This is a genomic window from Kitasatospora sp. NBC_00039 (genome assembly GCF_045160625.1).
GTDB lineage: Bacteria > Actinomycetota > Actinomycetes > Streptomycetales > Streptomycetaceae > Kitasatospora.
On record NZ_CP108290.1, the window covers coordinates 518,283 to 542,740 of the forward strand.

Below are 24,458 nucleotides of genomic sequence, written 5' to 3' on the forward strand. Positions count from 1 at the left end.
GGGGGCAGCGCGCGGTCATGCGCAGGCGGGTGCCGCCGGGCCTGGTCAGGCCCGGCGGACCCGCACGCCGCAGTTGGTGAACGCCGTCTGCTGCTCGTCCGAGAGGCCCTCGTCCGTCACCAGGTCGTGGACGTCGGAGAGCGGGCAGATGCGCGCGAACGTGACCTTGCCGGCCTTCGTGCTGTCCGCGAGCACGACCGAGCGCGCGCTGCTGCGCAGGAACGCCCGGTCGGTCTGGGCCTCCATCTCGTCGTGCGTGGTGCAGCCCTCCTCCGCGGTCAGGCCGTCCACCCCGATGAAGGCGATGTCCAGGTGGTACTGCGACAGCATCCGGTCGGCGGCCGGGCCGACCAGCTCGTAGCTGGCCGTGCGGGCGATCCCGCCGATCACCACCAGCCGCACCTCGGGGCGGACGATCAGGTCCGCCGCGATGTTCACCGCATTGGTCACGACGGTGAGGCCGCTGCGCTCGGCGAGCACCCGGGCCAGCTCGCTGGTGGTCGTACCGCCGCTGAGGCCCACCACCGCGCCGTCCGGCACGAGTTCGGCCGCCGCCTGGGCGATCCTGCGCTTCTCCTCCCGCTGCTTCTCGCTCCGGTGGCGCAGTGGCAGTTCGAGGTTGACCGAGCCGGTCACCGCGCCGCCGCGCGTGCGGTGCAGCAGCCCCTGTTCGTGGAGCTCCTGGAGATCGCGGCGCACGGTCGCGGTCGAGACGCCCAGCAACTCCGCGAGGGCGTGCACATCGGCGCTCCCCGCTTCGGTGACGTGCGAGAGGATGCGGGCGGCGCGATCAGCTTTGAGCATGCCCCGAGTCTAGCCCGGTCGGACGTGCGCCGAGCCGGGTGAATGACCGAAGATGACCATGACAGGCGCCGAGCAATCAGTTCCGCTCACGGCTCAGGAAGCGGCCGTATGGCGTAACTCCGCTCGGAACCGTTTCCGCGCGCATGAACCCGGCGGGCCGCTGGGAACAATCGCGGGAGACGAGAGATCGATCCATGATCGGGGACCGTATGGACGACGGGCTGAAGGCGATCACCGACGCGGTGCGCGAGGTCGAGGAGGCGCTGCGCGAAACCGTCGTCGCGCCGGGCCGGCGGGGCCGGGACCGCGTCGTCCTGGCCGACGAACCACCCCTCCTGGCCGCGGCCGCCGTTCTCCTGGAAGCCGTGAAGGACTTCACCGCCACCTACCCCACCCGTATGACCACCCCCGACTCCCGCACCGCCTTCGACCGGGCCACCAAGGAACTGGACCGCCTCGTCCGCCAGTTCCGCGAGGCCGAACGCGGCGTCGCGAAGGAACGGGGCTGACCCGGACGCGCCTGCCGTGTCCGGCCAGGTGGACGCCCACCGCCCACCGTCCACCGTCCAGGGGTCGAGGGTCCGCCGGCCCGGGTGGCCGGTGAAGTGGACAGGGTCGGCGGCGGCTCCGGTGGCTCCCCTCCGACAGGGCCCGGAAAAAATCTGCCGGGTCGTTGAGTACATCGGCCGCGCCCTCCGTACTGACGGTCAACGGGCGGGGCCGCAGCCGACGAGGCGGGCGAACGCCGTAGCCGACCGGACCTCACACCCTCGGGGGAGAACACCATGTACGCGTTCCGCCGCACCGCCGTCCTCGCCGCAGCCGCCACGGCCGTCGCCCTGCTCGCCACGGCGTGCGGCCCCGACGGGGACCCTGCCCCGGCGGCCCAGGCTCCGACCACGCCGAACGCACCGGCCACGTCGGCCGGACCCGCCGGGGCCGCACCCACCGCGCCGGGCACGTCCGACCCGGGCAACGCGGCGTCGAAGGGCTCGCTGGCCACCGTCACCTCGCCGCAGTTCGGGCCGATCGTCGTCGACGGCCTCAACTACACGCTGTACCGCTTCGACAAGGACACCGCCAAGCCCTCCGCCTCCAACTGCAACGACGCCTGCGCCGCGAAGTGGCCGCCGGTGCCGGTGAGCGAGCAGGCCACGGTCAAGGGCGTGGACGCCAAGCTGGTCGGCTCGGTGACCCGCGCCGACGGCACCAAGCAGCTCACCCTGAACGGCTGGCCCCTGTACCGCTTCGCCGAAGACAAGGCGCCCGGCGAGACCAAGGGCCAGGGCGTCGGCGGCACCTGGTTCATCAGCACCCCGGACGGCAAGAAGGCCCAGGCGGCCCAGCCCACCGGTGGCTCCTCCTACTGACGCACCCTCGGACCGCGGGCGGCGGCCGGCCCCGCCCGGGGGCACCCGCCGCCCGCAACCGCGCCCCGCCCGGCAGGACGACGGCCACCGGCCGCCTCCCCCGGCGGGGCGCCGCCTCCCCGGCCCGCCCGGCCCCGCCCGGCCTCGACGAGGAGAGACCCATGCGGCACGATACGGCCGTGAGCGACTACCCTCCGGCGGCCACCGGGCAAGCACCCGGTGCCGGCACCGACACCGACCCGGGAGCGGAGCTGATCCGCGCCCTGCACCGGGAGCACGCCGCCCCGCTGCTGCGCTTCGTCCTCCACCTGGTCGGCGGGGACCGGCAGCGGGCCGACGACGTGGTCGAGGAAACCCTCCTCCGCGCCTGGCGCAACATCCACCGGCTCGACGGCCGCCAGGGCTCACTGCGTCCCTGGCTGGTCGCCGTTGCCCGGCGGATCGTCCTCCCCGGGCCCCGCAGCGGCCTCCCGAAACCCCGCGAAGCCGACGACACCGGCCTGGAGTCGGTGCCCGCCGAGGAGGAACTCGCCAAGGCGCTGCGGCTGATGGCGATGGCCGACGCCATGGACGCGCTGACCCCCGCCCATCGCGAGGTGCTGGCCGAGACCTGCCTCAAGGGCCGGACCGTGAACGAAGCCGCCGTGGTGCTCGACCTCCCGGCCGACACCGTCCGGGCCAGGGTCGTCTACGCGCTGCGCTCACTCAAGATCGCACTCGAGGAACGAGGAGTGACATCGTGACCACCCCGGAGGGAATGCACCTGGACGTGGGTGCCTATGCCCTCGGGCTGCTCGAACCCGGGGAGACGGCGCGGTTCGCGGAACACCTCGAAGGCTGCGCGCGGTGCGCCGCCGAGCTGGCCGAGCTCTCCGGCCTGGAGCCGTTGCTGGCCGAGTTCGCCGAGGCCACCCGGCCGGCCGGTGCCGGGCAGAGCGCGGCCGCGTTCGACCCGCTGCCGCAGCCGGGCCCGCAGCTGCTCGACCGCCTGGTCGCCCGGACCACCGCCGCCCGCCGCACGGCCCGCACCCGCCGGCTGTTCCTGGTGGCCGCCGTCGTCGCCCTGCTGATCGGCGGCCCCCTGCTCGGCGCGGCCGTACGCGGCGCCGACACCGTCGCATCGGCGGACCACCACCTGGCCAGCCCGGCCTCCTGGCTGATGGACACCGGCGAGCTCCACAGCGCCACCGACCCGGGGACGGGCGCGGCGGCGACCGTCTCGCTGGAGGACAAGAAGTGGGGCACCCACGTCGCCCTGCAACTCGGCAGCGTCCGGGGCCCGCTGAACTGCTCCCTGATCGCGGTCTCCCGCTCCGGCAGGGAACAGCCCGTCACCAGCTGGGCCGTCCCGCCGGCCGGCTACGGCGTGCCGGGGGCCACCGACCCGCTCGTCACCCACGGCGGGGTCGGTTTCCCGGCCGCCGAGATCGACCACTTCGAGGTGCGCACCGACGACGGCCGCCGGCTCGTCTCGATCCCGCTCCGGGCGTCCTGACGTTCCGCCGGCGGAGGGCGCTCCCGCCTGTGGGCCCCGGGAGCCGCCTCCCTGACGGGTCGTAGCCGGGGCCCGCTCCCGGTCGAACGGCCGTCCCCCCGGCCGTCAGCGTGGCCGGAGTCCGTCGAAGACCACCTCGAAGATCCGCTCCCGGGCGGCCGCGTCGGCCCCGAGCTGCTCCATCGACGCGCCGGTGCCGACCAGGAGGGCCATCAGTTCCGGCAGGCCCAGCTGCGCGCGGACCACCCCGGCCCGCTGAGCCCCGGACAGCAGCTCGGCCAGCCGGGCCTGGATCTGCGTGGTCGACTCCCGCAGGGACGCGTGCACGTCCACCCCGGCCGCGGCGAGCGCCTGGGTGAACTCGTTCTTGCCCGCGGACTGTTCGATCACCAGGCGGAAGCAGCCGAAGAAGGCCTCGGCCGGATCGGCCTCGGCCGCCAGCCGCGCGGTCAGGGCCGCCAGCTCCTCCAGTCTGCGCACCATCACCGCCTCCAGCAGCGCCTCCTTGGTGGGGAAGTGGCGGAAGAGCGTGCCGACCCCGACCCCGGCGGCCCGGGCGACCTCCTCGGTGGGCACGCCGACACCGCGGGTGGTGAAGATCTCGGTGGCCGCATCGAGCAGCCTGGCCCGGTTGCGGGCCGCATCGGCCCGCAGCGGGCGATCCTGAGCGTCGCTCATCCCACTCTCCCTCCCGCACCGAAGGCGGTACCACTGTGGACAACCGGAGTCGCCAGTCCGTATCGTTGAAAACGGAGTCGCTAGTCCGATTCTAGCGGCAGAGACTGCTGGGAGTTGAGCATGTCCAAGACGCTGTCACCGCGTGAGGTCTTCCAGAAGCTGATCGAGGGCATCGGCGCAGGGCGGTTCTCGGAACTGGCCGAGCTCTATGCCGAAGATGCGGTGGTGGAGACCGTTTTCGAGCCGGTCGGGCCGCGCCGGTTCGAGGGGCGGGCCGTGCTCAGGGAGCGGTTCGCGGAGGTCTCGGCGAGTTCGCCGGTGGAGCTGACCCCGGTGAACGTGGTGGTCCGGGAGACCGACGACCCGGAGGTGGTCGTCGCCGAGTTCGACTACAAGGTGCACCACCGGGTGACCGGACGGACCTTCCGGAGCGCCAACATCCAGGTGCTGCGGGTTCGCGACGGCCTGATCGTCGGCAGCCGGGACTTCCACGATCATCTCGGCCTCATCGTGGCCGGCGGCGCCCTGCCTCAGCTGGTGGAGGCGTTGGAGGGCAAGTAGCGCGTACGGGAGGCGCGATCACCGCGACCGGCCGGGCCGGGCTGGTCGGCGGCCTGACCGGGCCTTCGCCCCGGGCTCCTCCCGGCCGCCGCCGGGCCGGGTCGTCTGCCAGGGCGCGTCGAGCCGAGGCGTGCACACCCCGGCCGCGACGGCCGCACGGTCGGGCCCGCCGGTGGCGCGTGACGTCGGGCCCGACGCCGGGGTGCGGCGTCGGGGTGCGGCGTCGGGCCGGCGGATCAGGCCGGGGTGGCCGCCCCCGCCGGCCGGGCCCACTCCTCGGCGAGCAGGCCGAGGACGACCTCGTCGCTGTAGGTGCCGTACGTCCAGGCGGAGCGCCGGAAGGTGCCTTCGAGGACGAAGCCCGCGCCGGTCGCGGCGGCGATCATCGCCGCGTTGTCCGCAAGGGTGTCGACCTGCAGCCGGTGCAGCCCGCGCACGGTGAAGCCGTACAGGCAGAGGACGTCGACCACCTCGTGCGCCAGGCCGCGGCCCCGGAAGGCGGGACGCAGCGCGATGCCGAGGTGGGCGCTGCGGTTGTGGGTGTCGATGCCCCAGAGCAGCGCCTCGCCGGCCAGCTCGCCCGACGCAAGCTCGACGACCGAGAAGCAGGCCGCCTCGTCGGACGGCGCCGCCACGGCGTACGGGGACTCGGCGGCGCCCGGTGAGATGGGCTGCCAGGGGCGGGAGTCGGCCCGGGAGCGGGTCGCGACGTCGTCGTACAGCTCCGCCTGCAGAACGGGGACGTCGCTGTCGTGCCGGGCCCGGAGGGCGATCTTCGCGTTCAGTAGCATGTCACATGGTTTACAGTCGCGAGGGTGCCGCCGCAAGCGAATTAGGCAGGCCCCCGCCGCTACGGCGAGGCCGGCCTGGATCGGACAGGATCGGTCACGGCGACAGATCCCCCGCCGGCCCGGGTGCTGGTACCCGGGCCGGCTCCGCGCAGCCGGTCACGACTGCCGGACGCACTCGATCAGATAGTCACCGGTCGCCGGGTCGATCGTGACCCCGTGCGTCTCGCTGCGGAACCCGGGGAACTGCCGGTCGAACTCCTCCAACGCTCCCAGGTAGCGCAGCAGCGGACCGCCGACCTCGCCGACGGCCTCGCCCGGCATCAGCACCGGGATCCCGGGCGGCGTGACCGTGACCATCGCGGCAGCCACCCGGCCGGCGGCCCGCGCCAGTGGCACCCGCTCGGTACCTCCCCGGATCAGCTGCTGGTAGCAGTGCTGGGGCGGCGCCACCGGTTCGGGCAGCTCGCGGAACGCAGTGTCAAGTGCGTCGATCAGCTCGGCCCCGGTGAGGTGCTCGTGCATCTGCCGGCAGAGCTGCTTGAGCGTGAGGCCGGCGTAGCGGAGGGGATGCTGCTCGACGAGGCCGGGCAGGACACGGTCGAGCGGCGTGTCACCGTCGTGCAGCGCCTTGAAGTCCATCAGGGCGTCCATCAGGGTGCCCCACTTCCCCTTGGTGATGCCCATGGAGAAGAGGATGAGGGTGCTGTAACTGTCGGTCTTCTCGACGACGATGCCGCGGGCGGCCAGGTAAGCGGTCAGGATCCTGGCCGGAACGCCCCAGTCGGCCGTCTCTCCGGTGGCAGTGACGCCCGGACAGGTGATGGTCACCTTGATCGGGTCGAGCAGGCAGTACCCCTCGCTGAGATCGGGGAAGCCGTGCCAGTCGGCCTCCGGCTCCAGATGCCAGCACCGAGGCTCACGGCTCAGTAGCGCGGACGGCGCGTCGGCGAAGTCGAAGCGCTCTCCGGTGGCCGGATCGGTGACGGTGGGCGGCTGCCACACCCCGAAGAACCACGAGGGCCGGTCGCCGGCGCCGGCGATCCGCCGCGCCGTCCGCACCACGGCCTGGCGGAACCGGATGGCCTCGGTGACCGCCTCGCCGATCAGCCACTGCCCCTGCGGGCCGTCCATCATGGCCGTGGCGACGTCGAGCGAGGCGATCCCGGGGTAGAACGGCGAGGTTGTGCCGTGCATCATGAAGGCCTCGTTGAACCGCTCGTGCTCGACCGGCGCACGTGGGGCCGACCGCACGTGGACCATCGCGCTCTGCGAGATGGCGGCGAGGAGCTTGTGCGTCGACTGCGTGGAGAAGACGGTGGGCCGCAGCGGGTCGTCGAAGGTCTCCGGGCCGACCGCCATACCGTAGCGGCCCGCGTACAGCGGGTGGAAGCGGGCGTAGGCGAACCAGGCCTCGTCGAAGTGCAGCCGAGGCGTGCTGGGCGCGAACGCGCGGGCGGTCCGGACGGTGTCGTAACACAAACCGTCGTAGGTCGAGTTGGTGATCACGGCGTACTGCGCGTCCGAAGCGACCGCCCCGGCCGTCAGGGGGTTGGCCGCGATCCGGGCGCGCACCGCCGCGGGATCCGTCCGTGCCGGCGGCAGCGGCCCGGCGAGCCCGTAGCCGTTCCGGGTCGGGACGAGGTAGACCGGGCGGGCGCCGGAGATCACCAGCCCGTGCAGCACCGACTTGTGGCAGTTGCGGTCCACCAGGGCGATCTCGTCGCGAGTGACGCTGTAGTGGCCCACCATCCGGTCGGCCGTGGAGTCACCGTGCAGGACGAAGTACGTGCGGTCGGCCCCGAAGACCCTGGCGGCGTTGCGCTCTGCCTCGCCGATCGGGCCGCTGTGCTCGAAGAGGGAGCCGAGCTCGCCGACCGAGATCGACAGGTCCGTGCGGAACAGGCGCTCGCCGTAGTAGTCGAAGAACGCCCGTCCGGCCGGGGACTTGAGGAAGGCGACGCCGCCCGAGTGGGCCGGGGTGTGCCACGAGTACTCGTGCGCGTCGTCGAACCGGCACAGCGCCTTGAAGAACGGCGGCAGGATGTCGCTGTGGTACGTCCGCGCGGCGGCCGAGACCCGGCCGGCGACGAAGGCCGGAGTGTCCTCCAAGGGCCAGATGTAGCCGGTCACCACCTCCGAGACCCAGAGCGGCAGCGCCTCGAACTCCCGCTCCGCGTCGGACAGGACGAGGAACGACGGGAGGCCCTTGAAACGCCGCCCGATCGTCCGCAGCACGGTGGCACCGCCGCCCTCCGCGCCGTCCGGCCCGGCACCGGGCTCGCCACCGGGCGCGAGATCCCACGCGACGACGGCCGCGGCGAGCCCCGCCTCCGTCTGCAGCACGGCCTGCGCGTCCCTGGCGGTGGCGGCCCACCGGAGTTCGAATCCCCGGTTCTCCAACTCCTTGCCGACCTGCCGGAGCTGCTCACCGGCGGCACCCGTCCGCACCGGACCCTCGTGCAATGCCAGCAGGACCGCGCTCTTCCCCATCGGCCACCACACTCTTTCCCTGATCAGGAAGCTCTGATATCGCCTCAGTGTCAGCCTCGGAGGGCACGTGCCGGAGACTTCTGCCATCTCGTTCGCCCGATTGAGTGGCAGGCGGCGTACCGTGCGTGACGCCCGCAGGCCCGTACGCGCGTCCCCGGGCGGGTTCCGTCCTCCGAGCTGGGCGCCCCATCATCGAGCTCGCGTAGTCGCGGTGTTCGCCGGGGCAGCGGGTACGCCTGCCCCGGCGCGAAACGGGATCACCTCGCCTGTCCAGCATGTCTCTGCGGGGCACCCAGTAACGTTACGAGGTGCCCCCGGCCGTGCGGTTGGCAGCGGTCGGGGCGTGGCAGGCACGACCGACTGTCACCGGTCCGTCCGAGGGCTGAAGTCCGGACAGGAGAGCAGCACGTGAGTACAGCGCACGCCGGCCCGGGTGACTACAGCCGGGTGCCGAACCCGGAGCAGGCCCTGAAGTACGCGATTCAGCACATCGCGGGTGACCGCGTCGAGATCGTCGAGGGAGTCATCACCCCCGTGTCGCCGTCCTGGGCCCATGAGACCGCCGTCGATCTGATCCGCGAGCAGATCGGGCCCCGCATGCGCGAGCTCGGTCTCCGCGCCGGCTCCGGAAACCTCGACCTGCCGGGCACGGAGAACTTCTATGTGCCGGATCTGGCCGTGGTGCCCGCCGATCTGGCCAGGACCGAAGGCGCGCTGCTTCCGGACCAGACCGTGCTGGTCGTCGAGGTGACGTCACCGTCGAACGGCGAGACCGACAGGACGGCCAAGCGACGCCGCTACTCGCAGTTCGGCGCTCCGGTCTACCTGCTGGTGGACCGCCAGGAACGCACGTGCACACTGTTCTCGCAGCCGGGGCGGCTCGGCTACACCCGCGTGGAAGGGCCGCATCCGTTCGGCATCCCGCTTCAACTGCCGGCGCCGCTGGCGCTCGAACTCGACACCACGGGGTTCTGACCCCGGCCCCGCAGGGCAGCCCCGGTCCGCGCGGGTCAGAACTCGTCGGCTCCGTTGCGCAGCTCGTACGTCCAGTAGCCGGTGGCCCAGGCGGCCGGGTCGACGGCGATGCCTTCGGCGCCGGGTGCCTTGACGGTGGCCTGGCCGCTGCTGCCGCTCAGGGCGACGGAGAACGCGGTCACGGGCTCGTTGTTCTCGTGGACGCCGCCGTCGGAGAGTTTCACGAGGGCGTAGGCGGGGGCGCCGGCGGTGAGGACGACGGGGGCGGCGGGCTTGCTCTTGGCGACGGCGGGGACGTTCTCGCGGTGGCTTTCGAGGAACCGGATCTGCGGGTGGTCGTCGAGCCTGCAGCTGTGGCCGCTGGTGTTCTTGGCGGTCAGGACGATGTGGGTGTAGGGCGGGCCGTCCTGGTGCGCGGCGCTGATGGCCACGTCCTTGACGGTGCACAGGGGCGTGGAGGCGGCGGCCGTCGGGGCGGGGGCCTTGGTGGCGGCGGGCTGCGCGGCACCGGCGCCGCTCCCGGCCCCTGCGCCTGCGCTGCTCCCGGTCCCCGTGCCCTGTGAGGCCCCGGCGCCCTGAGAGGCCCCGCCGCCCTGGGCCGGCTGCGCCTGTGAGGCGGCCGGTGCTGCGGCCGGCGCGGCGGCCTTGGTCGCCGCACTGCCTCCGCCTCCGGCAGCGCCGCCGTCGCCGTTGCAGGCGGTGAGGGTCAGCACGAGTGCGGCGGTGCTCACGGTGGCCAGGGCGGTGGTGCGGCTGCGGAAGGTGGTCATCGGAAAATCCCCGTTGTCTTTCGAGTGGTGTGACGCAGCGTCCGGTGCGTCGGGGCACCACCCTGGCCCGGAGGCCGTCCCGCTCGCCAGGCCCGGCCGCCGATCCGGGACGCCGGGACGTTCCATACCTGCTGACCTGCGGAAACGCGCGAGCCTGGAACGCCGGTACGGGACGGCGCCACCGTTTTGCCGCCCCGGCGACGGCTGTGCGCAGCGGCCGCAGGTGACCGGTCCCGCCGTCTCCCCCGCGGGCATCTTGTGGGAAAGCGGATGATCGCCTGTCATGCCCGCCGCGTTCCCCCTAGCCTGTGAGGGCTCACGGGAGGGGGAGACGTTGGAGCAACTCGGTGCCGCGGACCCGCAACAGGTCGGGCCGTACACGCTCATGGGGCGGCTGGGGGCCGGCGGCATGGGCGCGGTGTATCTGGGGCGGTCGGCCGGCGGGCGGACCGTCGCGGTCAAGGTGGTGAGGCCGGAGCTGGCCGAGGACGGATCCTTCCGAGCGCGCTTCCGGCAGGAGGTCGCGGCGGCCCGCCAGGTCGCCGGAGCGTTCACCGCGCCGGTGGTGGACGCCGACACCGAGGCCGCGACGCCCTGGATGGCGACCGCGTTCGTGGTCGGTGTCTCCCTCCAGCAGGCGGTGGCCCGGCACGGCCCGCTGCCCGAGGAGACCGTGCGGACGCTGGCGGCCGGGCTGGCGGAGGCGCTGGCCGAGGTGCACCGCGCCGGGCTGATCCACCGTGACCTGAAGCCAGGCAACGTGCTGCTGGCGCTGGACGGGCCGCACGTCATCGACTTCGGCATCTCCCGGGCGGCCGACGGCACCGGGCTGACCACGACCGGCGCGGTCATCGGCTCGGCGCCGTACATGTCGCCGGAGCAGGCGCTGGGGGAGCCGCTCACCCCGGCGAGCGACGTGTTCGCGCTCGGCTCGACGGTCGCCTACGCGGCGCTCGGCACCCGCCTGTTCGGCGACGGCGTCGGGGCGGCGGTGCTGTTCCGCGTGGTGAACACCGAACCGGACCTTGGCGGGCTGCCGGACGGGATCCGGCACCTGGTCGCCGCGTGTCTGGCCAAGAATCCGAACCACCGCCCGGCGCCGGGCCAGCTCGTCGAGCTGGTGGAGCGGATCGGCCGCCCGGATCCGGCGGGCGGCTGGCTCCCGCAGGCCGTCGCGGCGGACGTCCTCGGCGTCCGGGGTGTCCTGACGGCGCTGCCCGGGCCGATGCCGGCCCCTCCCGCCGGTCCACCGGACGGCCCGCCACACGCCACGCCGCAGGGCCCGCCCGGGGCCACGTCGCCGTTCCCTGCGGACCGGGTGCCCCAGGACGCGGTGCCCCGGGACGCGGTACCCGGCCGCCGCCCGAGCCGCCGGGCCGTACTGTTGGGCATCGGCGGCGGTGTGCTCGCGGCGGCCGGGACCGCCACCACGATCGCCCTGCTGGACGACCGCGGAGGCAGCACCGGTGCCGGCGGCACGGCCACGGCCGGCGGTTCGAGCGGTACGCCGACCGCCCTCGTGCGGCCGTCCGGCCTCGACGTTCCCGAGGCCAGACCGAGCTGGCAGGTGACGCAGCCGAATCCCTGCCCCCAGGTGCTCTCCGCCGAAGGCGTGGTGGTCTGCGTCTCCATCCTGAAGATCTGGGGCGTGGACGATGCCGGGAAGACCAAGTGGACGGTGGACGGCACCACCACCGGCGGCGTCTTCGCGATCGACCCGACCACCCCGCGGCCCGTCGCCGGGCTGGACGGCGGCCGGCTCCACGTCTCCGGCCAGGGGGCACACGCCCCCGAACTCCTGAGTTTCACCCTGGCCGACGGGAAGCTCGACTGGAGGCTGGCGCAGGACCAGAAGAACCTGACGGGCGTCGTCGCCTTCGCCGGGATCCGCGCCGGCAAGGCCTACCTGCTCGGCACGGGCGACGGCAAGGACCGTGGAGCCGCCCCGAGCGGCACCCACGTCTGGGCGGTGGACCTCGCCGCCCGCCGGAGCCTCTGGGTGTACGGCGAGGACACGATGCTGGTCCAGACGGCGCTGCTTCCGGGCGACCGGATCGTGGTCTCCGACTTCGACCAGCTGAAGGCCCTGGACGCGAAGGGCGGGGTCGCCTGGGAGCGCAGGCTCCCGGCGCTCGGCCTCGGCGCCGCCGGGAAGTACGTCCTCGCCCTCGACAAGGACAGCACGCTGACCGCCCTGGACCCGGACGACAGGGGCAGCCCGGCGTGGACGGTGAGCGGCGTCGTCGGGGCCGCCCCGCGCGGCGACGGCTTCCCCGGCAGCGAGGACGGCAGCGTTCTGTACTTCCTCCGGAGGGATGCGGACGGCGGGTACTCGGTGGGCACCCTGGACCCGGCGAACGGTCGCACCGGCTGGAGGACGCCGCTGCCGCTCGACTCTCCGGAGGCCACCCTCCTCGGGGCCCGCCTGCTCTGCGCCGACGGCAACCTCTACCGGATGGGGCCGGACGCCGTGATCTGGGCCCTCGACCCGGCGAACGGGAAGGCCCGCTGGAAGTACTCCGGGCTGAAGGGGAAGGACACCTTGAAGCTGGCCTGGACGGCCGGCGCCGGACGGCTCTGCGTCTCCGACACGGCCACCCAGACGATCACCTCCCTGCCCGCGAAGGGGTCCTGAGCATGCGCCAGCTGGAATCCGACGACCCGTCCAGGATCGGCCCGTACGCCCTGCTCGGCCGGCTGGGGGCCGGCGGCATGGGGGTGGTCTACCTCGGCAGGTCGGCCGGCGGACGGACCGTCGCGGTCAAACTGGTCCGGCCCGAGCTGGCCGGCGACGCGAAGTTCCGCGCGCGGTTCCGGGCCGAGGTCTCGGCGGCCAGGGCTGCCTCCTCGGCCTTCACCGCCCCGGTCGTGGACGCCGACACCGACGCGCCCGTGCCCTGGATGGCGACCGCCTTCGTGCCGGGAGTCGCACTGGACGAGGCGGTCCGGCTGGTCGGCGCGTTCCCCGAGCACGTGCTGCGCATCCTGGCGGCCGGGATCGCCGAGGAGCTGAAGAACATCCACGCCGTCGGACTGACCCACCGGGACCTCAAGCCGAGCAATGTGCTGCTGGCGCTGGACGGGCCGCACGTCATCGACTTCGGCATCGCGCGGGCGGCCGACGGCACCGTGCTGACCGCCGAGGGCGCGATCTTCGGCACGCCCGCCTTCATGTCGCCGGAGCAGGCACTGGGGGAGCGGGCCGGCGCGGCGAGCGACGTGTTCTCGCTCGGTTCGACCCTGGCGTTCGCCGCCACCGGCGGGGCCGGGCCGTTCGACGGCGGGCATCCGCTGGAGATGCTGCGCAAGGTGGTGAGCGAGGAGCCGGACCTCGCGGCGGTGCCCGGCGGGGTGCGGCTGCTGGTCGCGGCCTGCCTGGCCAAGGCCCCGGGCGACCGGCCGACGCCGCAGCAGCTCGCCGCCTCCCAGGGGGTGGGACCGCTGACACCGGGGACGTGGCTGCACCCGGTGCTGATCGCGGCGATCGAGGAGGCGGCTGCGGTGATGGCCCCGCTGGCGGCCGCCGCGCCCCCGCCGCCCCCGTCGCTCCCGCCGGTTCAGCCACCCCTGCCTCCCGGGCCGGGCGGACCCGCCGGGCCGCCGCCGGTGGGGCCTTCGGCCGAGGCGCCGACGGGGCAGCCGACACTGGTGCTCGGCCGGGTCACGCCCTCGCCCGCGCCCCGGCCGGGCCGCCGCAAGCTCCTGCTCGGCCTCGCCGGCGGGGCGGTGGCCGCGGCCGGCGCCGGCACCGCGCTGCTCCTCACCCGTGCGGGCGGCGGAGACAAGCCGCGGTCCGCTGCCGGGCCCGGGACGGGCTCCGGCAGCCCGCCGCCGACCCCGGCCGCGAACCCGACCGACTACTCGCGCTCGCTGGACACGGACGTCCTGGCGACCCCGCTGTGGACGGCGCCGGTGGACGAGCCGCTGATCGCGGTGACGGGCGAGGGGGACACCGTCGTCGTCGCCGGAATGAAGGGCGTCTCGGCGTTCGACCGGGCGGGGAAGCCCCGCTGGGGACCGCTGACCAACTACTCCGCGCCGTCCGGGGTCGGCGGCGGCGACTGCCCGGTGGCGGTCGGCGGGGGCATGGCCTATGTGATGGGGTACGGCGGCGAGACCGACCTGACGTACGTCTTCAAGGCCGTCGACCTCGCGACCGGAGCCGTCGCCTGGACCCTGAACCGGCCGGACCTGCGGATCGCCCGCTCCGCCTCGGTGGTGGGACTCCTCGACAACCTCGTCTACGTCCACGGGGAGGCGATCGGCACCTTCCGCCTCCCCGACCCGAAGGCCCCGGTCGCCTACACGGGGGGCTTCGTGTGGGCGGTGGATCCGGCGACGCGTCAGCTCCGGTGGCAGCTCGTGCGACCGCGAGGCGTGACGGAGAGCACGAGGCTCTCCATCCCGTCCACCGGGACCCGCCTGCTGTGGGAGACCTACGACGTGGACGTCAACACCTACAAGAAGACGGGGAAGCTGGAGGCCCTCGACGTCAACGACGGCGGCAAGAGTCTCTGGCAGCAGCTGGCTCCGGGCAGCGGAGCCACGGTCATCATGTTGCCCTTCTTCGCCGACGGCCAGCACAGTTCGGCCGGAGGCTACTTCCTCTACCTGGGCGACCGGCTCTACGCGGTCGACCCGGCGGACGGGAAGGTGGCCTGGCAGTCCGCCGGTGAGTGGGCCTTCAAGGGGGCGGTGGCGAGCCCGGACGGCACCACCGTCTACGCCCTGGGAGCGCACTACGCGAAGGCCTGTACGGTCGTCCAGGCGTTCGACGCCAAGACCGGTGCCGTCCGCTGGTCGGGCTCCCTGTCCGGCGGGGCGCTCCAGGACATGGCGGCGCACTTCGCGGACAGGACCCTGTACATCTGGATCCACGGCAAGGTCTGGGCGCTGGACCCGGCCACCGGCTCCCCCCGCTGGACCTTCGACTTCCACCCCAGCGGCGGCTCGGCGACCCCCGTGCCGTACTGGGCCGGCGGCGGGCGGCTCTACGGCCCGACCGAGAAGGGCCTGGTGGCGATCGCCGCCGACGGCAAGGCGGCACCCGCCTGAGGCGCACCGCCCGGCGGGCCCGTCTCCGGGGCCGTGACACCGCCGGGCGGCCGTGTGCCCGAGGACACGGCGGGGGCCCGGTTCGGCGGAACCGGCCGGGGTAGGTGCCGCGTCGAAGCGTTCGAGGGCGCGCCGGCCGACGGCCGCACGAGGGACCGGGGGTCGCGGCGTCATGGGATTCGTGATCCTGCTCGTGGTGCTCGGCGGCGGGGCCGGCCTGATCCTGTCCGGCGTCAGCAAGCTGCACACCGCCGTGCCGACCTGCTACGGCCGGCCGATGGTGCCGGGCGACATCTGCCACCCCCGGGTCACCGGATCGTTCTCCGAGGGGATGCCCGAGCCGCACGACACCACCTACCAGGAGCAGTTGGACAGCCTGACCAGCGGGGGCTGGACGTCGATCGGGCTCGGTGCGGTACTCGTGGTGCTCGCCCTGGTGATCGGGATCGGCTGGGCGGCCGAGGTGGGCCGCGGCCGGGAGACGTGACGCGCCACCCTGCTCCGGTCGGAGTGCGCAGGGGCGCCCTGCGCGGGCCCGCCGACCAGCGGCCGGCGGGCCCGGACGGTGACCGGTGCGGGGCGGGCGTCCTACCGGCGGAGGGCTTCCTCGATGACGAGGCAGTCCGCGTAGCGGGGGAGGAGCCCGGCGGTGCGGGCCTCGGCGAGGGTGGGGGCGACGCCGTCGCGGTCGGAGAGGATCGGAGGTGTGTCGGTGGGGACGGGGAGGCCGAGTTCGGGGTCGAGGACGGAGACGGCCTGCTCGTGCTCGGCCACGTAGGGGTGGGTGAGGAGGTAGGAGACGACGGAGTCCTCGGCCCGGCTGATGAAGGCGTGCCCCACCCCGACGGGGAAGTAGACGGCCTTGAAGGTGCGGGGGTTGAGGACGACGGAGTCCCAGGCGCCGTAGGTGGGTGAGCCGACGCGGAGGTCGACGACGATGTCGAGGACTTCGCCGTGCGGGCAGTACACGTACTTGGCGGTGCCGGGGGGTGTGGTGGTGAAGTGGACGCCGCGGACGACGCCGCGGCGGGAGCGGCTGTGGTTGCTCTGCGCGGTGGGGAAGGCGGGGAGGCCGGTCGCCTCGGTGAAGGCGGCGATCTGGAAGGGCGAGACGAACAGTCCGCGGTCGTCGGGGAAGATGCGGGGGGTGAATTCGAGGGCGCCGTCGACGGCGAGTTTGCGTGCTTCCATGGCGTCTCCTGGAGGCGGGGCGGGGCGGGACGGGGCGGGGCAGGGCAGGGCGGGGCGGGGCAGGGCGGGTCGGCAGGCGGCCGGGCGGGCGGGTGCGCGGGGCGCGTGCGGCGTCAGAGCTTCCGGAGGACCTCGCGGAGGGTGTCGATGACCCGGTCCTGCACGTCGGGTGTGAGGGTGGGGTACATCGGGAGGGAGAAGATCTCCCCGGCGAGCTGTTCGGTGACGGGCAGGGAGCCCCGGCCGTGGCCGAGGTGGGCGAAGCCGGTCATGGTGTGGACCGGCCAGGGGTAGCTGATGTTCAGTTCGATGTCGTGGGCCTTGAGGGCCTCCAGGACGGCGTCGCGCTGCGGGTGGCGCACGACGTAGACGTAGTAGACGTGTTCGTTGCCGGGGGCGGTGGCGGGCAGGACGAGGTCGGTGTCGGCGAGGCCCTCGCGGTAGCGGTCGGCGACGGCGCGCCGGGCGGCGGTGTAGTGGTCGAGGCGGCGGAGTTTACGGCGCAGGATCTCGGCCTGGACCTCGTCGAGGCGGGAGTTGTGGCCGGGGGTCTGTTCGACGTAGTAGCGCTCGGCCATGCCGTAGTAGCGCAGCCGGCGAAGCCGTTCGGCGGTGCCCTGGTCGCGGGTGAGGACGGCGCCGCCGTCGCCGTAGGCGCCGAGGACCTTGGTCGGGTAGAAGGAGAAGGCCGCCGCGTCACCGGTCGAGCCGGCGACGCGGCCGTGCCGGCGTGCGCCGTGCGCCTGCGCGCAGTCCTCGACGAGCTTGAGGTCGTGGGCGGCGGCGAGCTCCTCCAGGGGCGCGAGGTCGACGCACTGGCCGTAGAGGTGGACCGGCAGCAGGGCCCTGGTGCGGCCGGTGATCGCGGCGGCGACCTGACCGGTGTCCATCAGGTAGGTGTCCGGGTCGATGTCGACGAAGACGGGGGTGGCTCCGGCGCCGTCGATGGCCAGGACGGTGGGGGCGGCGGTGTTGGAGACCGTGATGACCTCGTCGCCGGGGCCGATGCCGAGGGCCTGCAGGGCGAGCTTGACGGCGTTGGTGCCGTTGTCGACGCCCAGGCAGTGGTCGACGCCGTGGTAGGCGGCGAACTCGTCCTCGAAGGCGCGCATGCTGGCACCGAAGACGAGTTGTCCGGAGCGGAAGACCTGGTCGACGGCGTCGAGGAGGTCGGCGCGCTCGTTCTCGTACTCCTGGCGGTAGTCCCACACCCGGATGGTCATGTGTCCTGTCGGTCCGTTCTCTCGGTGGTGGCGCCCCGGGGCGGATACCCGGCCGGGGCGGGGGCCGCGGTGGCGTGCCGGGGTCAGCCGGGCCGGCCGGCGGTGCCGGCGAGGGCGTCGACGGTGGCCGCGAGGGCCTGTTCCAGGGGCACCCCGGGCTGCCAGCCGGTGGCGTGGCGGAAGGCTGAGGAGTCGATGGTGACGCTGCGGAAGTCGGTGGCGGGGGCGTGGTCGGGCGGGTCGACGGAGAGCACGGGGACCGGGGGCCGGCCGGTGCGGGCGGCCACGAGGCGGGCGATGGTGCGGAAGACGTCGCCGAGCGGTTCGCCGCGGCCGGAGCCGAGCAGCCAGTGGCCGCCGACCAGCGGGTGCGGTCGCCGGGCGGCGGCGGTGAAGGCGGCGGCGATGTCGGTGACGCAGAGCAGGTCGCGGCGCACGGTGCCGTCGTGCCACAGGGTGAGCGGTTCGCCGGCCAGGGCCCGCCGGATCATGTACGAGACCACGCCCCGGTCGTCGGCCCCGGGCGCGGTCGGCGCGCCGAAGACGGTGGGCAGGCGCAAGCTCACCCCGCGGACCGCTCCGGTGGCGGTGGCCTCCTTGAGGAGCTGTTCGGCGCGGAGCTTGTGGCGGTCGTACTCGGTCGCGGGGTGGTCGGGTTCGCTGCCGTTGATCGGCTCGGTCTGCGGCACTCCGATCTGGGAGGCGGCGCCGGAGTAGAGGAGCAGCGGGGGGCGCCGGGCGGGCGGGTGGTCGCCCAGCACCTCGGTCAGGGCGGCCATGACGCCGACGTTGACCGTCTGCGGGTCGTCGCCGGTTTCGGCGGCGCGCCATCCGCCGGTGTGCATGACGAGGGAGACGACCACGTCCGAGCCGGCCACCGCCTCGGCCAGGGCGGTGCGGTCGGTGAGGTCGGCGCTGCGCACCTCGGTGGAGGCGGTGCCCGCGGGGACGGTGCTGGGCCGGCGGGCCACGGCCCGCAGCCGGACGGGCAGGCGGCTGAACGCGGCGGTGACCGCGGAGCCGACGAAGCCGGAGGCACCGAGCACGGTGATCAGCGGGGCCTCGTCGGGGCCGGGGAGGGGGGCCGTCATGGGTGTCTGGTTCCTTCGTTCGGCCGCGGCCGCGGGCGCCGCCCCCGGGGGGCCTTGGGGGCGGCGGGACCGTCGGGGCGGGTCAGGACGCGGTGGCGGACAGGGCAGCCGGCCGTCGGCGGCCGGCGAGGAGGGTGACGGGGCGTTCGACCAGGGTGTGCAGGATCCACGCCAGGCCCAGGGAGAGGGCCAGGCCGAGCAGGAGGACGAGCAGCTCGACACCGGTGGAGGAGGTCCACTCCGGGCCGAGGGCCTTGCGCAGCTGGGTGAGGACGAGATAGTGCACCATGTAGAAGGCGAAGGACAGTTCACCCAGCCGCACCCAGAGCGGCGTCCGCAGCAGGGAGGGCGTGCCGCGGGTGTCGGCGGTCGCCGAGGCGGCGATCAGCGGGCCCACCCAGACGGAGGCCAGGCCGCCGACGCCCAGCAGGTAGGAGGAGTAGGTGGAGACCAGGTAGCCCGCGACGGCCAGGGCGAGGGCGGGCAGCAGGCCGACGCGTACCCACTGGCCGGTCAGGACGAGCCGGGCCAGCAGGATGCCGAGCAGGAAGTCCAGCATCCGGACGGGCGGGAAGAAGTAGACGAACCACACCTGGTGGAAGGACATCGATTCGAAGCCGGGGTAGGGCAGGGCGGGTTCGTTGGAGATCACGTAGCGGGCGGTCAGGGCGACGGCGGCGCACAGGGCGACCACGGCCGCGGTCGCGGGCCACAGGGCGCGCCGCGGGATGCGCTTGACGGCCGGCAGCAGCAGGGGGAAGGCGAGGTAGAACAGCAGCTCGCAGGAGAGCGACCAGCTGACCGGGTTGCCGGAGGACGAGACCAGCGGGTCCGGCCACCAGGACTGCAGGAGCAGCAGGTTGGGCAGCCACCCGCTGACGCCGAGGGCGGTGCCGGTGCCGGCGGTCAGCAGCATCGCCGCCACGAAGGTGACCAGGTGGTTGGGGAAGATCTTGGCCAGGCGCCGGCGCAGGAACAGGCCCCGCGGGGCGCCGTTGCGCTGGGACCAGGTGAGGACGAAGCCGCTGAGGACGAAGAAGAACCCCACGCCGTAGCTGCCGCCGCGTTCCATGGCCGAGTGCAGGTAATCGCCGGTGGTGCCGCTGACGAACCCGACCTCGACGAAGCCGTGGTAGAGGAAGACCAGCAGTGCGGCGGCGAACCGCAGGCCGGTCAGGGTGTCGAGTCTGGACGCCGGGGCGGCGGCGGTGGTTCTCGCGGGTTGCTCGGTCATGGGCTGGTTTCCTTCGGGAGCCCGCGCCGCCCCGGCGGGGGACGGCGGACGCGGGGAGGCGGCGGGACGGCGGACGGGCGGGGCGGGGCCGGCACGTGGTGCCGGGCGCGCCGGGGCGGCACGGGTGGGTCAGGCGGTGCTGAGCAGGCAGGCGAGCAGGGTGCGTGCCTGGATGTTGACGTGGTGTCCGAACCGGGTGATCCGGGAGAGTTGGTCGAGGGTGGCCCACCGGTACTGCGGGGGCTGCTCGACGGGGAACCCCTCCGGGGCCTCGACGAGCATGTTGCGGCTCTGCGCGTGGTGGAAGCGACCGCCTTCCTCGGACTGCAGGACGTCGTAGTGCACCCGGGCGGCGGGGGCGCGGAGCACCTCGTCGAGGTAGGGGGAGGTCTCGCCGGGCAGGCACTGGACGGTCGGGGCGAGTTCGGGCCCGTTGAGGGAGCCCGCCTCCTCGTGGGCCTGGACCAGGACGTGCAGGACGCCGTCGAGGCGGGTGGTGAGGAAGGCGTGGACGGCGGTGCCGGTCGGTTCGAGCAGGGGCTGGGACCACGAGGCCACTTCGCGGTTGTCCGCTTCGACCTGGGCGCCGATGACGGCGAACGGGCCGACCTCCCGGTGGGCGATGCGGTCGGGGGTGCGGATCCAGCCGGCCTGTTCGGTGTCGGCGAGCGGCACCCGGCGGGCGGAGCCGGGCGCGCCGGCGCGCATGTCGGTGAGCCAGCGGGTGAGTTCGTCCAGGGTGTGCCGGGGCCGGGCGGTGGGGCTCAGCGACTGCAGGACGGCCGCGCCGACGCCGTGGACGCCGGGCGGGACGAGGCCGTGCGAGTCGATGGGGACGCAGGACAGTACGGTGCGGGAGTCCATGTTGACGAGGTGTTCCTGCCGGAGCAGGTGGCCGATCTGGCCGAGCGTGAGCCAGCAGAAGTCGTGGTTCCCGGGGACGTCCTCGGTGGTCTCGACCACCATGTGCCGGTTGCGCTTGTGCAGGAAGTACGAGCCGTGTTCGGACTGCAGGAGGTCGACCAGGACGTCGGCGCGGCCGGGCCGGGCGAAGTACTCGAGGTAGCGGACGGCCGAACCACCGTGTGCCTGGGTGTAGTTGCTGCGGGTCGCCTGCACGGTCGGCGACAGCTGCACCGTGTTGATGTTGCCGGGCTCCATCTTGGCCTGCATCAGGAGGTGCAGGATGCCGCCGAACTCCCGGACCAGGATGCCCAGGGTGCCGATCTCGGGCTGGATGATGATCGGCCGGGCATCGCCCGGGGTGGGGCGGTCGCCGTCCTCGGCGCGCAGCCCCTCGATGGAGAAGAACCGGCCGCTGCGGTGGCGCAGGTTCCCGGTGCCGGGCTCGCTGTACCACTGGTCGAGGGCGTCGAAGGGGATCCGGGAGACCTTGAAGTGGCGTGCGCAGCGCTCGGCGTACCAGGTGCGGAAGTCGCTGAGCGGGAAGTGCGGACTGTCCTGGGCGGCGAGGGAGAGCATGAAGCGCTGTGCGAGGGAGGGTGTGCCGCCGCCGGGCAGCGGGCGGGCGGCCGGCAGGGGCGGTGACAGCTTTTCCATGGCTTCTCCGCAACGGGGTGGGGCGGCCGGGGCGGCCGGGGTGTGGTCGGTGGAGGCTGGACGGCTCGGGCCGGGGCGCTACGCCCCGTGGCGGGCGCCGCTCTCCTGCGGCCGCGGGCGGGCCTCCCCGTCCGGGGACGCCGCGGGCGGCGCGAGGGCATTCGGTACGTCGGCGTCCTGCGCGTCGGGGTTCCGCGCGCCGGTGCCCGGAGTGTCGGTGCCCGGAGCGTCGGCGTCCTGCGTGTCGGCGTTTCGCGCGTCGTTGTCCTGCGCGTCGTCGTCCTGCGCGTCGGCGCCCGGAACGGCGGCGCTCCGCTGCGGGCGACCGTGGCCGAGCAGTCGCAGCAACGGGACGGGCAGGGTGGTGGTCAGCAGGGTGATGACGGTGAGGATGGCGAACATCCGCTGGTCGATGATCCCGGCCTGCTTGCCGATGCCGAGGACGACCAGTTCGGTGAGGCCGCGGGCGTTCAGCAGGATCCCGAGGCCGGCCGCGTCGCGCCAGCTCATGCCGGCCGGCCGGGCGCAGAGGCCCGCCGCGAGCTTGGTGAGCACCGCGGCGACCAGCAGCGCGCCGCCCGCCAGGAGGGTCTGCCCGTCCAGCGGCAGCGCCCCGAGGTCGACCGAGAGCCCGAACCCGAGGAAGAAGAACGGCAGCAGCAGCGTGCCGGAGAAGGACGCCACCCGGTCGGCGGCCGCGTCCAGGGCCGGTGTCCCGGTGGGGTAGGCCGCACCGGCGAGGAAGGCGCCGATCACCGCGTGCAGACCGATGGCCGAGGTCAGCGCGGCCGCGCCGCAGGCCAGGCAGAGCAGCAGGACGATGGCTGCGCCGCCGTCGCCCGTCGCCGCGCGGCCACCGGCCGCCTCCCCGGCGCCCGTCGCCGCGCGCGTGCGGCCGAGCCGGTGGTGCGCGGTGCGGCGCAGCGCCGTGCGGACCGGCCAGAGCAGCAGCACGGCGGTGGCGAGGCCGCCGCCCGCGGTGACCCACGGGCTCACCGTGGCGCTGCCCTGGGCCAGTGCGACGGCCACGGCCAGCAGCAGCCAGGCACCGGCGTCGCCGACGGCCGCGGCCAGCAGCGACAGGCGCCCGAGCGGCGTACGGGTCAGGCGCAGTTCCTCGAGGATGCGGGCCAGGACCGGGAACGCGGTGATGCTCAGCGCGCAGCCGAGGAAGACCGTGAAGGCGAGCGGGTCCTGGGCGGGGCCGAGGTAGCGGGTGCCGAGCGCGACTGCGGCCACCGTCCCGGCCGCGAACGGCACGGCGAGGGAGGCCTGGGTGACCAGCAGGTTCCGGCTGCCCGTCCCGCGCAGCCGGACCGAGGAGAGTTCCCGTCCGACGCCGAACATGAACAGCGCCAGGCCGAGTTGGGCCAGGGCGTTGAGCATCGGCAGGACGCCGGCGGGCAGCAGCCAGGCGGTGGCGTCGGGCGACAGGCGCCCGAGCAGGGTGGGGCCGAGCGCGATGCCGGCGCAGATCTCGCCGACCACCGGCGGCTGGCCGGCCAGGACGGCCAGCCGCCCGGCGAGCCGGGCCACGCCCAGGACCACCACGACGGCGACCAGGAAGTGCACGGTGGGATCGGCGTGGGCGCCGCCGGCCACCCGGGCGGCCCCGCCGCCGGTGCCCTGGACGTGGTGCAGGGCGATCAGGCTCACGACCGCCGGCACCACCGCCAGCGCGACGCAGATGCCGATGACGCGCCGCCGGCGCGCGGGGTTGTTCTTCTGGGGGGTGTCACTGGCTCTCCGGAGCCGGTCCGTACTCATCGGGTCCGTCTTTCTCACGGTGTCCAACAGGTGAGTCCGGGCGAGAACCTAGGTGCCGTGGAATGACGCCGGATAGGCACAATTGCGCATTCCCCGGCGCGCCCGGCGGCCGGTGTGGCGATCCGCCGCCGGCCCGCTGCCACTCGACTAGGCTGCCTGGCGGCAGCGCTTGGCAGACCTTGCCGGACCTTGCGATTCCTCGGCAGACCTCGGCGGGCCAGGCGGACTTCGGCAGGACAAAGGGGTGGGGCGTGAGCGGGCAGACGTTGACGGACCGTGCGTTGAACCGTGCGTTGCTGGCCCGGCAGGGGCTGCGCGAGCGGCTCGACCTGCCGCTGCCGCAGGCGGTCGAGGCCATCGGCGCCGTCCAGGCGCAGTACGGGCCGGCGCTGCCGGTCGCCCTCTTCAGCCGGGTGCGGGGCGTGGACGCGGACAGCGTGCGCACCGCGCTGGAGCGGCGCGAGCTCGTGGTCGGCACGCTGCTGCGCCGCACGCTGCACCTGGTGACCCCGGAACAGCACGCCGCGTACGCGGCCGTGGTGGTCGCGGTCGGGGACGACACCTGGCGCCGGACGCGCGGGAAGTCGGCCGCGCTGACGGACCGGCTGCGGGAGCGGCTGGCCGAGTACGCCGGGTCGGCGGCGCGGTCGCCGCAGGAGGTCGCGGACTGGGTCGAGAAGTGGGTCGCCGCCAACCCCGAGGCCTTCGACCCGGCCGAGCTGGAGCTGCAACGCACGTACAAGTGGCGGCCGTTCCGGTCGACGGTGGCGCTGGTCCGCTCGCCCGCCGACGGGGTGTGGGGGGAGGGCATCCCGGAGGGGGTGCTCGCCGCGCCGCGGCCGGCGGAGGGCGTACCGGAGGCGCAGGAGGCGCTGGAGGAGGTGGTCCTGCGTCATCTGCGGGCGTTCGGCCCGGCCGGGGCCGACGACGTCGCGCAGTGGATCGGCGCGAAGATCACCCCGGTGAAGGCGCTGCTGGCGTCGTTGGGGGAGCGGCTGGAGGTGTTCCGGGGCGAGGACGGACGGCTGCTGTACGACCTGCCGGACGCGCCCCGCCCGCCGGCCGAGGAGCCGGTTCCGGTGCGGCTGCTGCCCTGGTTCGACAGCGCGCTGCTGGCGTTCGCGCCCAAGCGGCGGGCCCGGATCCTGCCGCCGGAGTACAAGGACGCCGTCTACGCCAAGGCCAACCTGCAGTTGAAGCCGACCTTCCTGGTGGACGGAACGGTCGCCGGGGTGTGGTCGCTGGACCGCAAGCGGCGCGAGGCGGTGCTGACCCTCACGCCCCTGCAGAAGCTCGGCCGCGCGGTGACGGCCGAGCTGGTCGCGGAGGCCGAACGGCTGCTGCCGGTGGCCGTGCCGGACGGCCCGGCCCACGTGCTGCTGGGCGACTGAGCCGCCGGCCCA

General features: G+C 74.0%; 21 protein-coding genes. 10 read left to right on the top strand and 11 right to left on the bottom strand.

From position 1 onward, the window contains the following. Window positions 1-45: 45 nt before the first annotated feature. Entirely contained in the window at window positions 46-804 is a 759-nt protein-coding gene (locus OG286_RS38550) for a DeoR/GlpR family DNA-binding transcription regulator (RefSeq protein WP_331741933.1), read from the bottom strand. Between the two features lie 194 nt (window positions 805-998). Between OG286_RS38550 and OG286_RS38555 the strand changes: the two genes are divergently transcribed. The 4 genes from OG286_RS38555 to OG286_RS38570 all read left to right on the top strand — a co-directional run bounded on the left by OG286_RS38555 (window position 999) and on the right by OG286_RS38570 (window position 3,669). Then, window positions 999-1,313 carry a hypothetical protein gene (locus OG286_RS38555; RefSeq protein ID WP_331741936.1) on the top strand — a complete coding sequence of 105 codons (315 nt, stop codon included), beginning with the start codon at window positions 999-1,001 and terminating at the stop codon, window positions 1,311-1,313. A 276-nt stretch (window positions 1,314-1,589) separates the two neighbouring features. Further along, window positions 1,590-2,174, top strand: coding sequence for a hypothetical protein (locus OG286_RS38560; protein WP_331741939.1), 585 nt, complete (start codon window positions 1,590-1,592; stop codon window positions 2,172-2,174). A gap of 161 nt (window positions 2,175-2,335) precedes the next feature. Beyond that, window positions 2,336-2,917, top strand: coding sequence for a sigma-70 family RNA polymerase sigma factor (locus OG286_RS38565; RefSeq protein WP_331741942.1), 582 nt, complete (start codon window positions 2,336-2,338; stop codon window positions 2,915-2,917). After that, window positions 2,914-3,669 carry a zf-HC2 domain-containing protein gene (locus OG286_RS38570; protein ID WP_331741944.1) on the top strand — a complete coding sequence of 252 codons (756 nt, stop codon included), beginning with the start codon at window positions 2,914-2,916 and terminating at the stop codon, window positions 3,667-3,669. Before OG286_RS38565 ends, OG286_RS38570 begins: the two co-directional genes overlap by 4 nt. 105 nt (window positions 3,670-3,774) lie before the next feature. Here OG286_RS38570 and OG286_RS38575 read toward each other — a convergent pair whose 3' ends face one another. Beyond that, window positions 3,775-4,347, bottom strand: coding sequence for a helix-turn-helix domain-containing protein (locus OG286_RS38575; RefSeq protein ID WP_331741947.1), 573 nt, complete (start codon window positions 4,345-4,347; stop codon window positions 3,775-3,777). Between the two features lie 120 nt (window positions 4,348-4,467). On the opposite strand from OG286_RS38575, the gene OG286_RS38580 reads away from it, so the two are divergent. Continuing rightward, a complete protein-coding gene (locus OG286_RS38580) occupies window positions 4,468-4,908 on the top strand; it encodes a nuclear transport factor 2 family protein (RefSeq protein WP_331741950.1) in 441 nt (146 codons plus the stop codon). Between the two features lie 236 nt (window positions 4,909-5,144). Here the strand turns inward: OG286_RS38580 and OG286_RS38585 are convergent, their stop codons facing one another. Continuing rightward, a complete protein-coding gene (locus OG286_RS38585; RefSeq protein WP_331741953.1) occupies window positions 5,145-5,699 on the bottom strand; it encodes a GNAT family protein in 555 nt (184 codons plus the stop codon). A gap of 156 nt (window positions 5,700-5,855) precedes the next feature. Then, the gene (locus tag OG286_RS38590; RefSeq protein ID WP_331741955.1) at window positions 5,856-8,189 is read right to left on the bottom strand and encodes an Orn/Lys/Arg decarboxylase N-terminal domain-containing protein; all 2,334 of its coding nucleotides are present in this window, start codon (window positions 8,187-8,189) and stop codon (window positions 5,856-5,858) included. Window positions 8,190-8,636: 447 nt separating this feature from the next. Between OG286_RS38590 and OG286_RS38595 the strand changes: the two genes are divergently transcribed. Next, window positions 8,637-9,164: a Uma2 family endonuclease gene (locus OG286_RS38595; protein WP_396322129.1), complete on the top strand. Its 528-nt coding sequence runs from the start codon at window positions 8,637-8,639 to the stop codon at window positions 9,162-9,164. A 35-nt stretch (window positions 9,165-9,199) separates the two neighbouring features. Here OG286_RS38595 and OG286_RS38600 read toward each other — a convergent pair whose 3' ends face one another. Further along, complete coding sequence (locus OG286_RS38600; RefSeq protein ID WP_331741959.1) at window positions 9,200-9,934, bottom strand: DUF4232 domain-containing protein; 735 nt, start codon at window positions 9,932-9,934, stop codon at window positions 9,200-9,202. Between the two features lie 334 nt (window positions 9,935-10,268). Between OG286_RS38600 and OG286_RS38605 the strand changes: the two genes are divergently transcribed. The 3 genes from OG286_RS38605 (at window position 10,269) to OG286_RS38615 (ending at window position 15,476) form a co-directional block, all read left to right on the top strand. Beyond that, window positions 10,269-12,569 (top strand): protein kinase domain-containing protein, encoded by a 2,301-nt coding sequence (locus OG286_RS38605; protein ID WP_331741961.1) that lies wholly within the window; start codon window positions 10,269-10,271, stop codon window positions 12,567-12,569. 2 nt (window positions 12,570-12,571) lie between these two features. Next, window positions 12,572-14,989: a protein kinase domain-containing protein gene (locus OG286_RS38610; protein ID WP_331741964.1), complete on the top strand. Its 2,418-nt coding sequence runs from the start codon at window positions 12,572-12,574 to the stop codon at window positions 14,987-14,989. 172 nt (window positions 14,990-15,161) lie between these two features. Then, window positions 15,162-15,476 carry a hypothetical protein gene (locus OG286_RS38615; protein WP_331741966.1) on the top strand — a complete coding sequence of 105 codons (315 nt, stop codon included), beginning with the start codon at window positions 15,162-15,164 and terminating at the stop codon, window positions 15,474-15,476. 101 nt (window positions 15,477-15,577) lie between these two features. On the opposite strand, the gene OG286_RS38620 is transcribed toward OG286_RS38615, so the two are convergent. The 6 genes from OG286_RS38620 to OG286_RS38645 form a co-directional block, all read right to left on the bottom strand. Beyond that, window positions 15,578-16,180, bottom strand: a complete 603-nt coding sequence (locus tag OG286_RS38620) for a dTDP-4-dehydrorhamnose 3,5-epimerase (RefSeq protein ID WP_331741969.1) — start codon at window positions 16,178-16,180, stop codon at window positions 15,578-15,580. 113 nt (window positions 16,181-16,293) lie between these two features. Then, on the bottom strand, window positions 16,294-17,403 hold the full coding sequence (locus OG286_RS38625) for a DegT/DnrJ/EryC1/StrS family aminotransferase (protein ID WP_331741972.1): 1,110 nt from the start codon (window positions 17,401-17,403) through the stop codon (window positions 16,294-16,296). A gap of 83 nt (window positions 17,404-17,486) precedes the next feature. Further along, window positions 17,487-18,494, bottom strand: a complete 1,008-nt coding sequence (locus OG286_RS38630; protein ID WP_331741975.1) for an NAD-dependent epimerase/dehydratase — start codon at window positions 18,492-18,494, stop codon at window positions 17,487-17,489. Between the two features lie 82 nt (window positions 18,495-18,576). Next, a complete protein-coding gene (locus tag OG286_RS38635) occupies window positions 18,577-19,728 on the bottom strand; it encodes an acyltransferase (RefSeq protein ID WP_331741977.1) in 1,152 nt (383 codons plus the stop codon). 129 nt (window positions 19,729-19,857) lie between these two features. Next, complete coding sequence (locus OG286_RS38640; RefSeq protein ID WP_331741980.1) at window positions 19,858-21,288, bottom strand: NDP-hexose 2,3-dehydratase family protein; 1,431 nt, start codon at window positions 21,286-21,288, stop codon at window positions 19,858-19,860. 78 nt (window positions 21,289-21,366) lie between these two features. Further along, on the bottom strand, window positions 21,367-23,055 hold the full coding sequence (locus OG286_RS38645; RefSeq protein ID WP_331741982.1) for a cation:proton antiporter: 1,689 nt from the start codon (window positions 23,053-23,055) through the stop codon (window positions 21,367-21,369). Window positions 23,056-23,306: 251 nt separating this feature from the next. On the opposite strand from OG286_RS38645, the gene OG286_RS38650 reads away from it, so the two are divergent. After that, entirely contained in the window at window positions 23,307-24,446 is a 1,140-nt protein-coding gene (locus OG286_RS38650) for a winged helix DNA-binding domain-containing protein (protein WP_331741985.1), read from the top strand. Window positions 24,447-24,458: the final 12 nt, after the last annotated feature.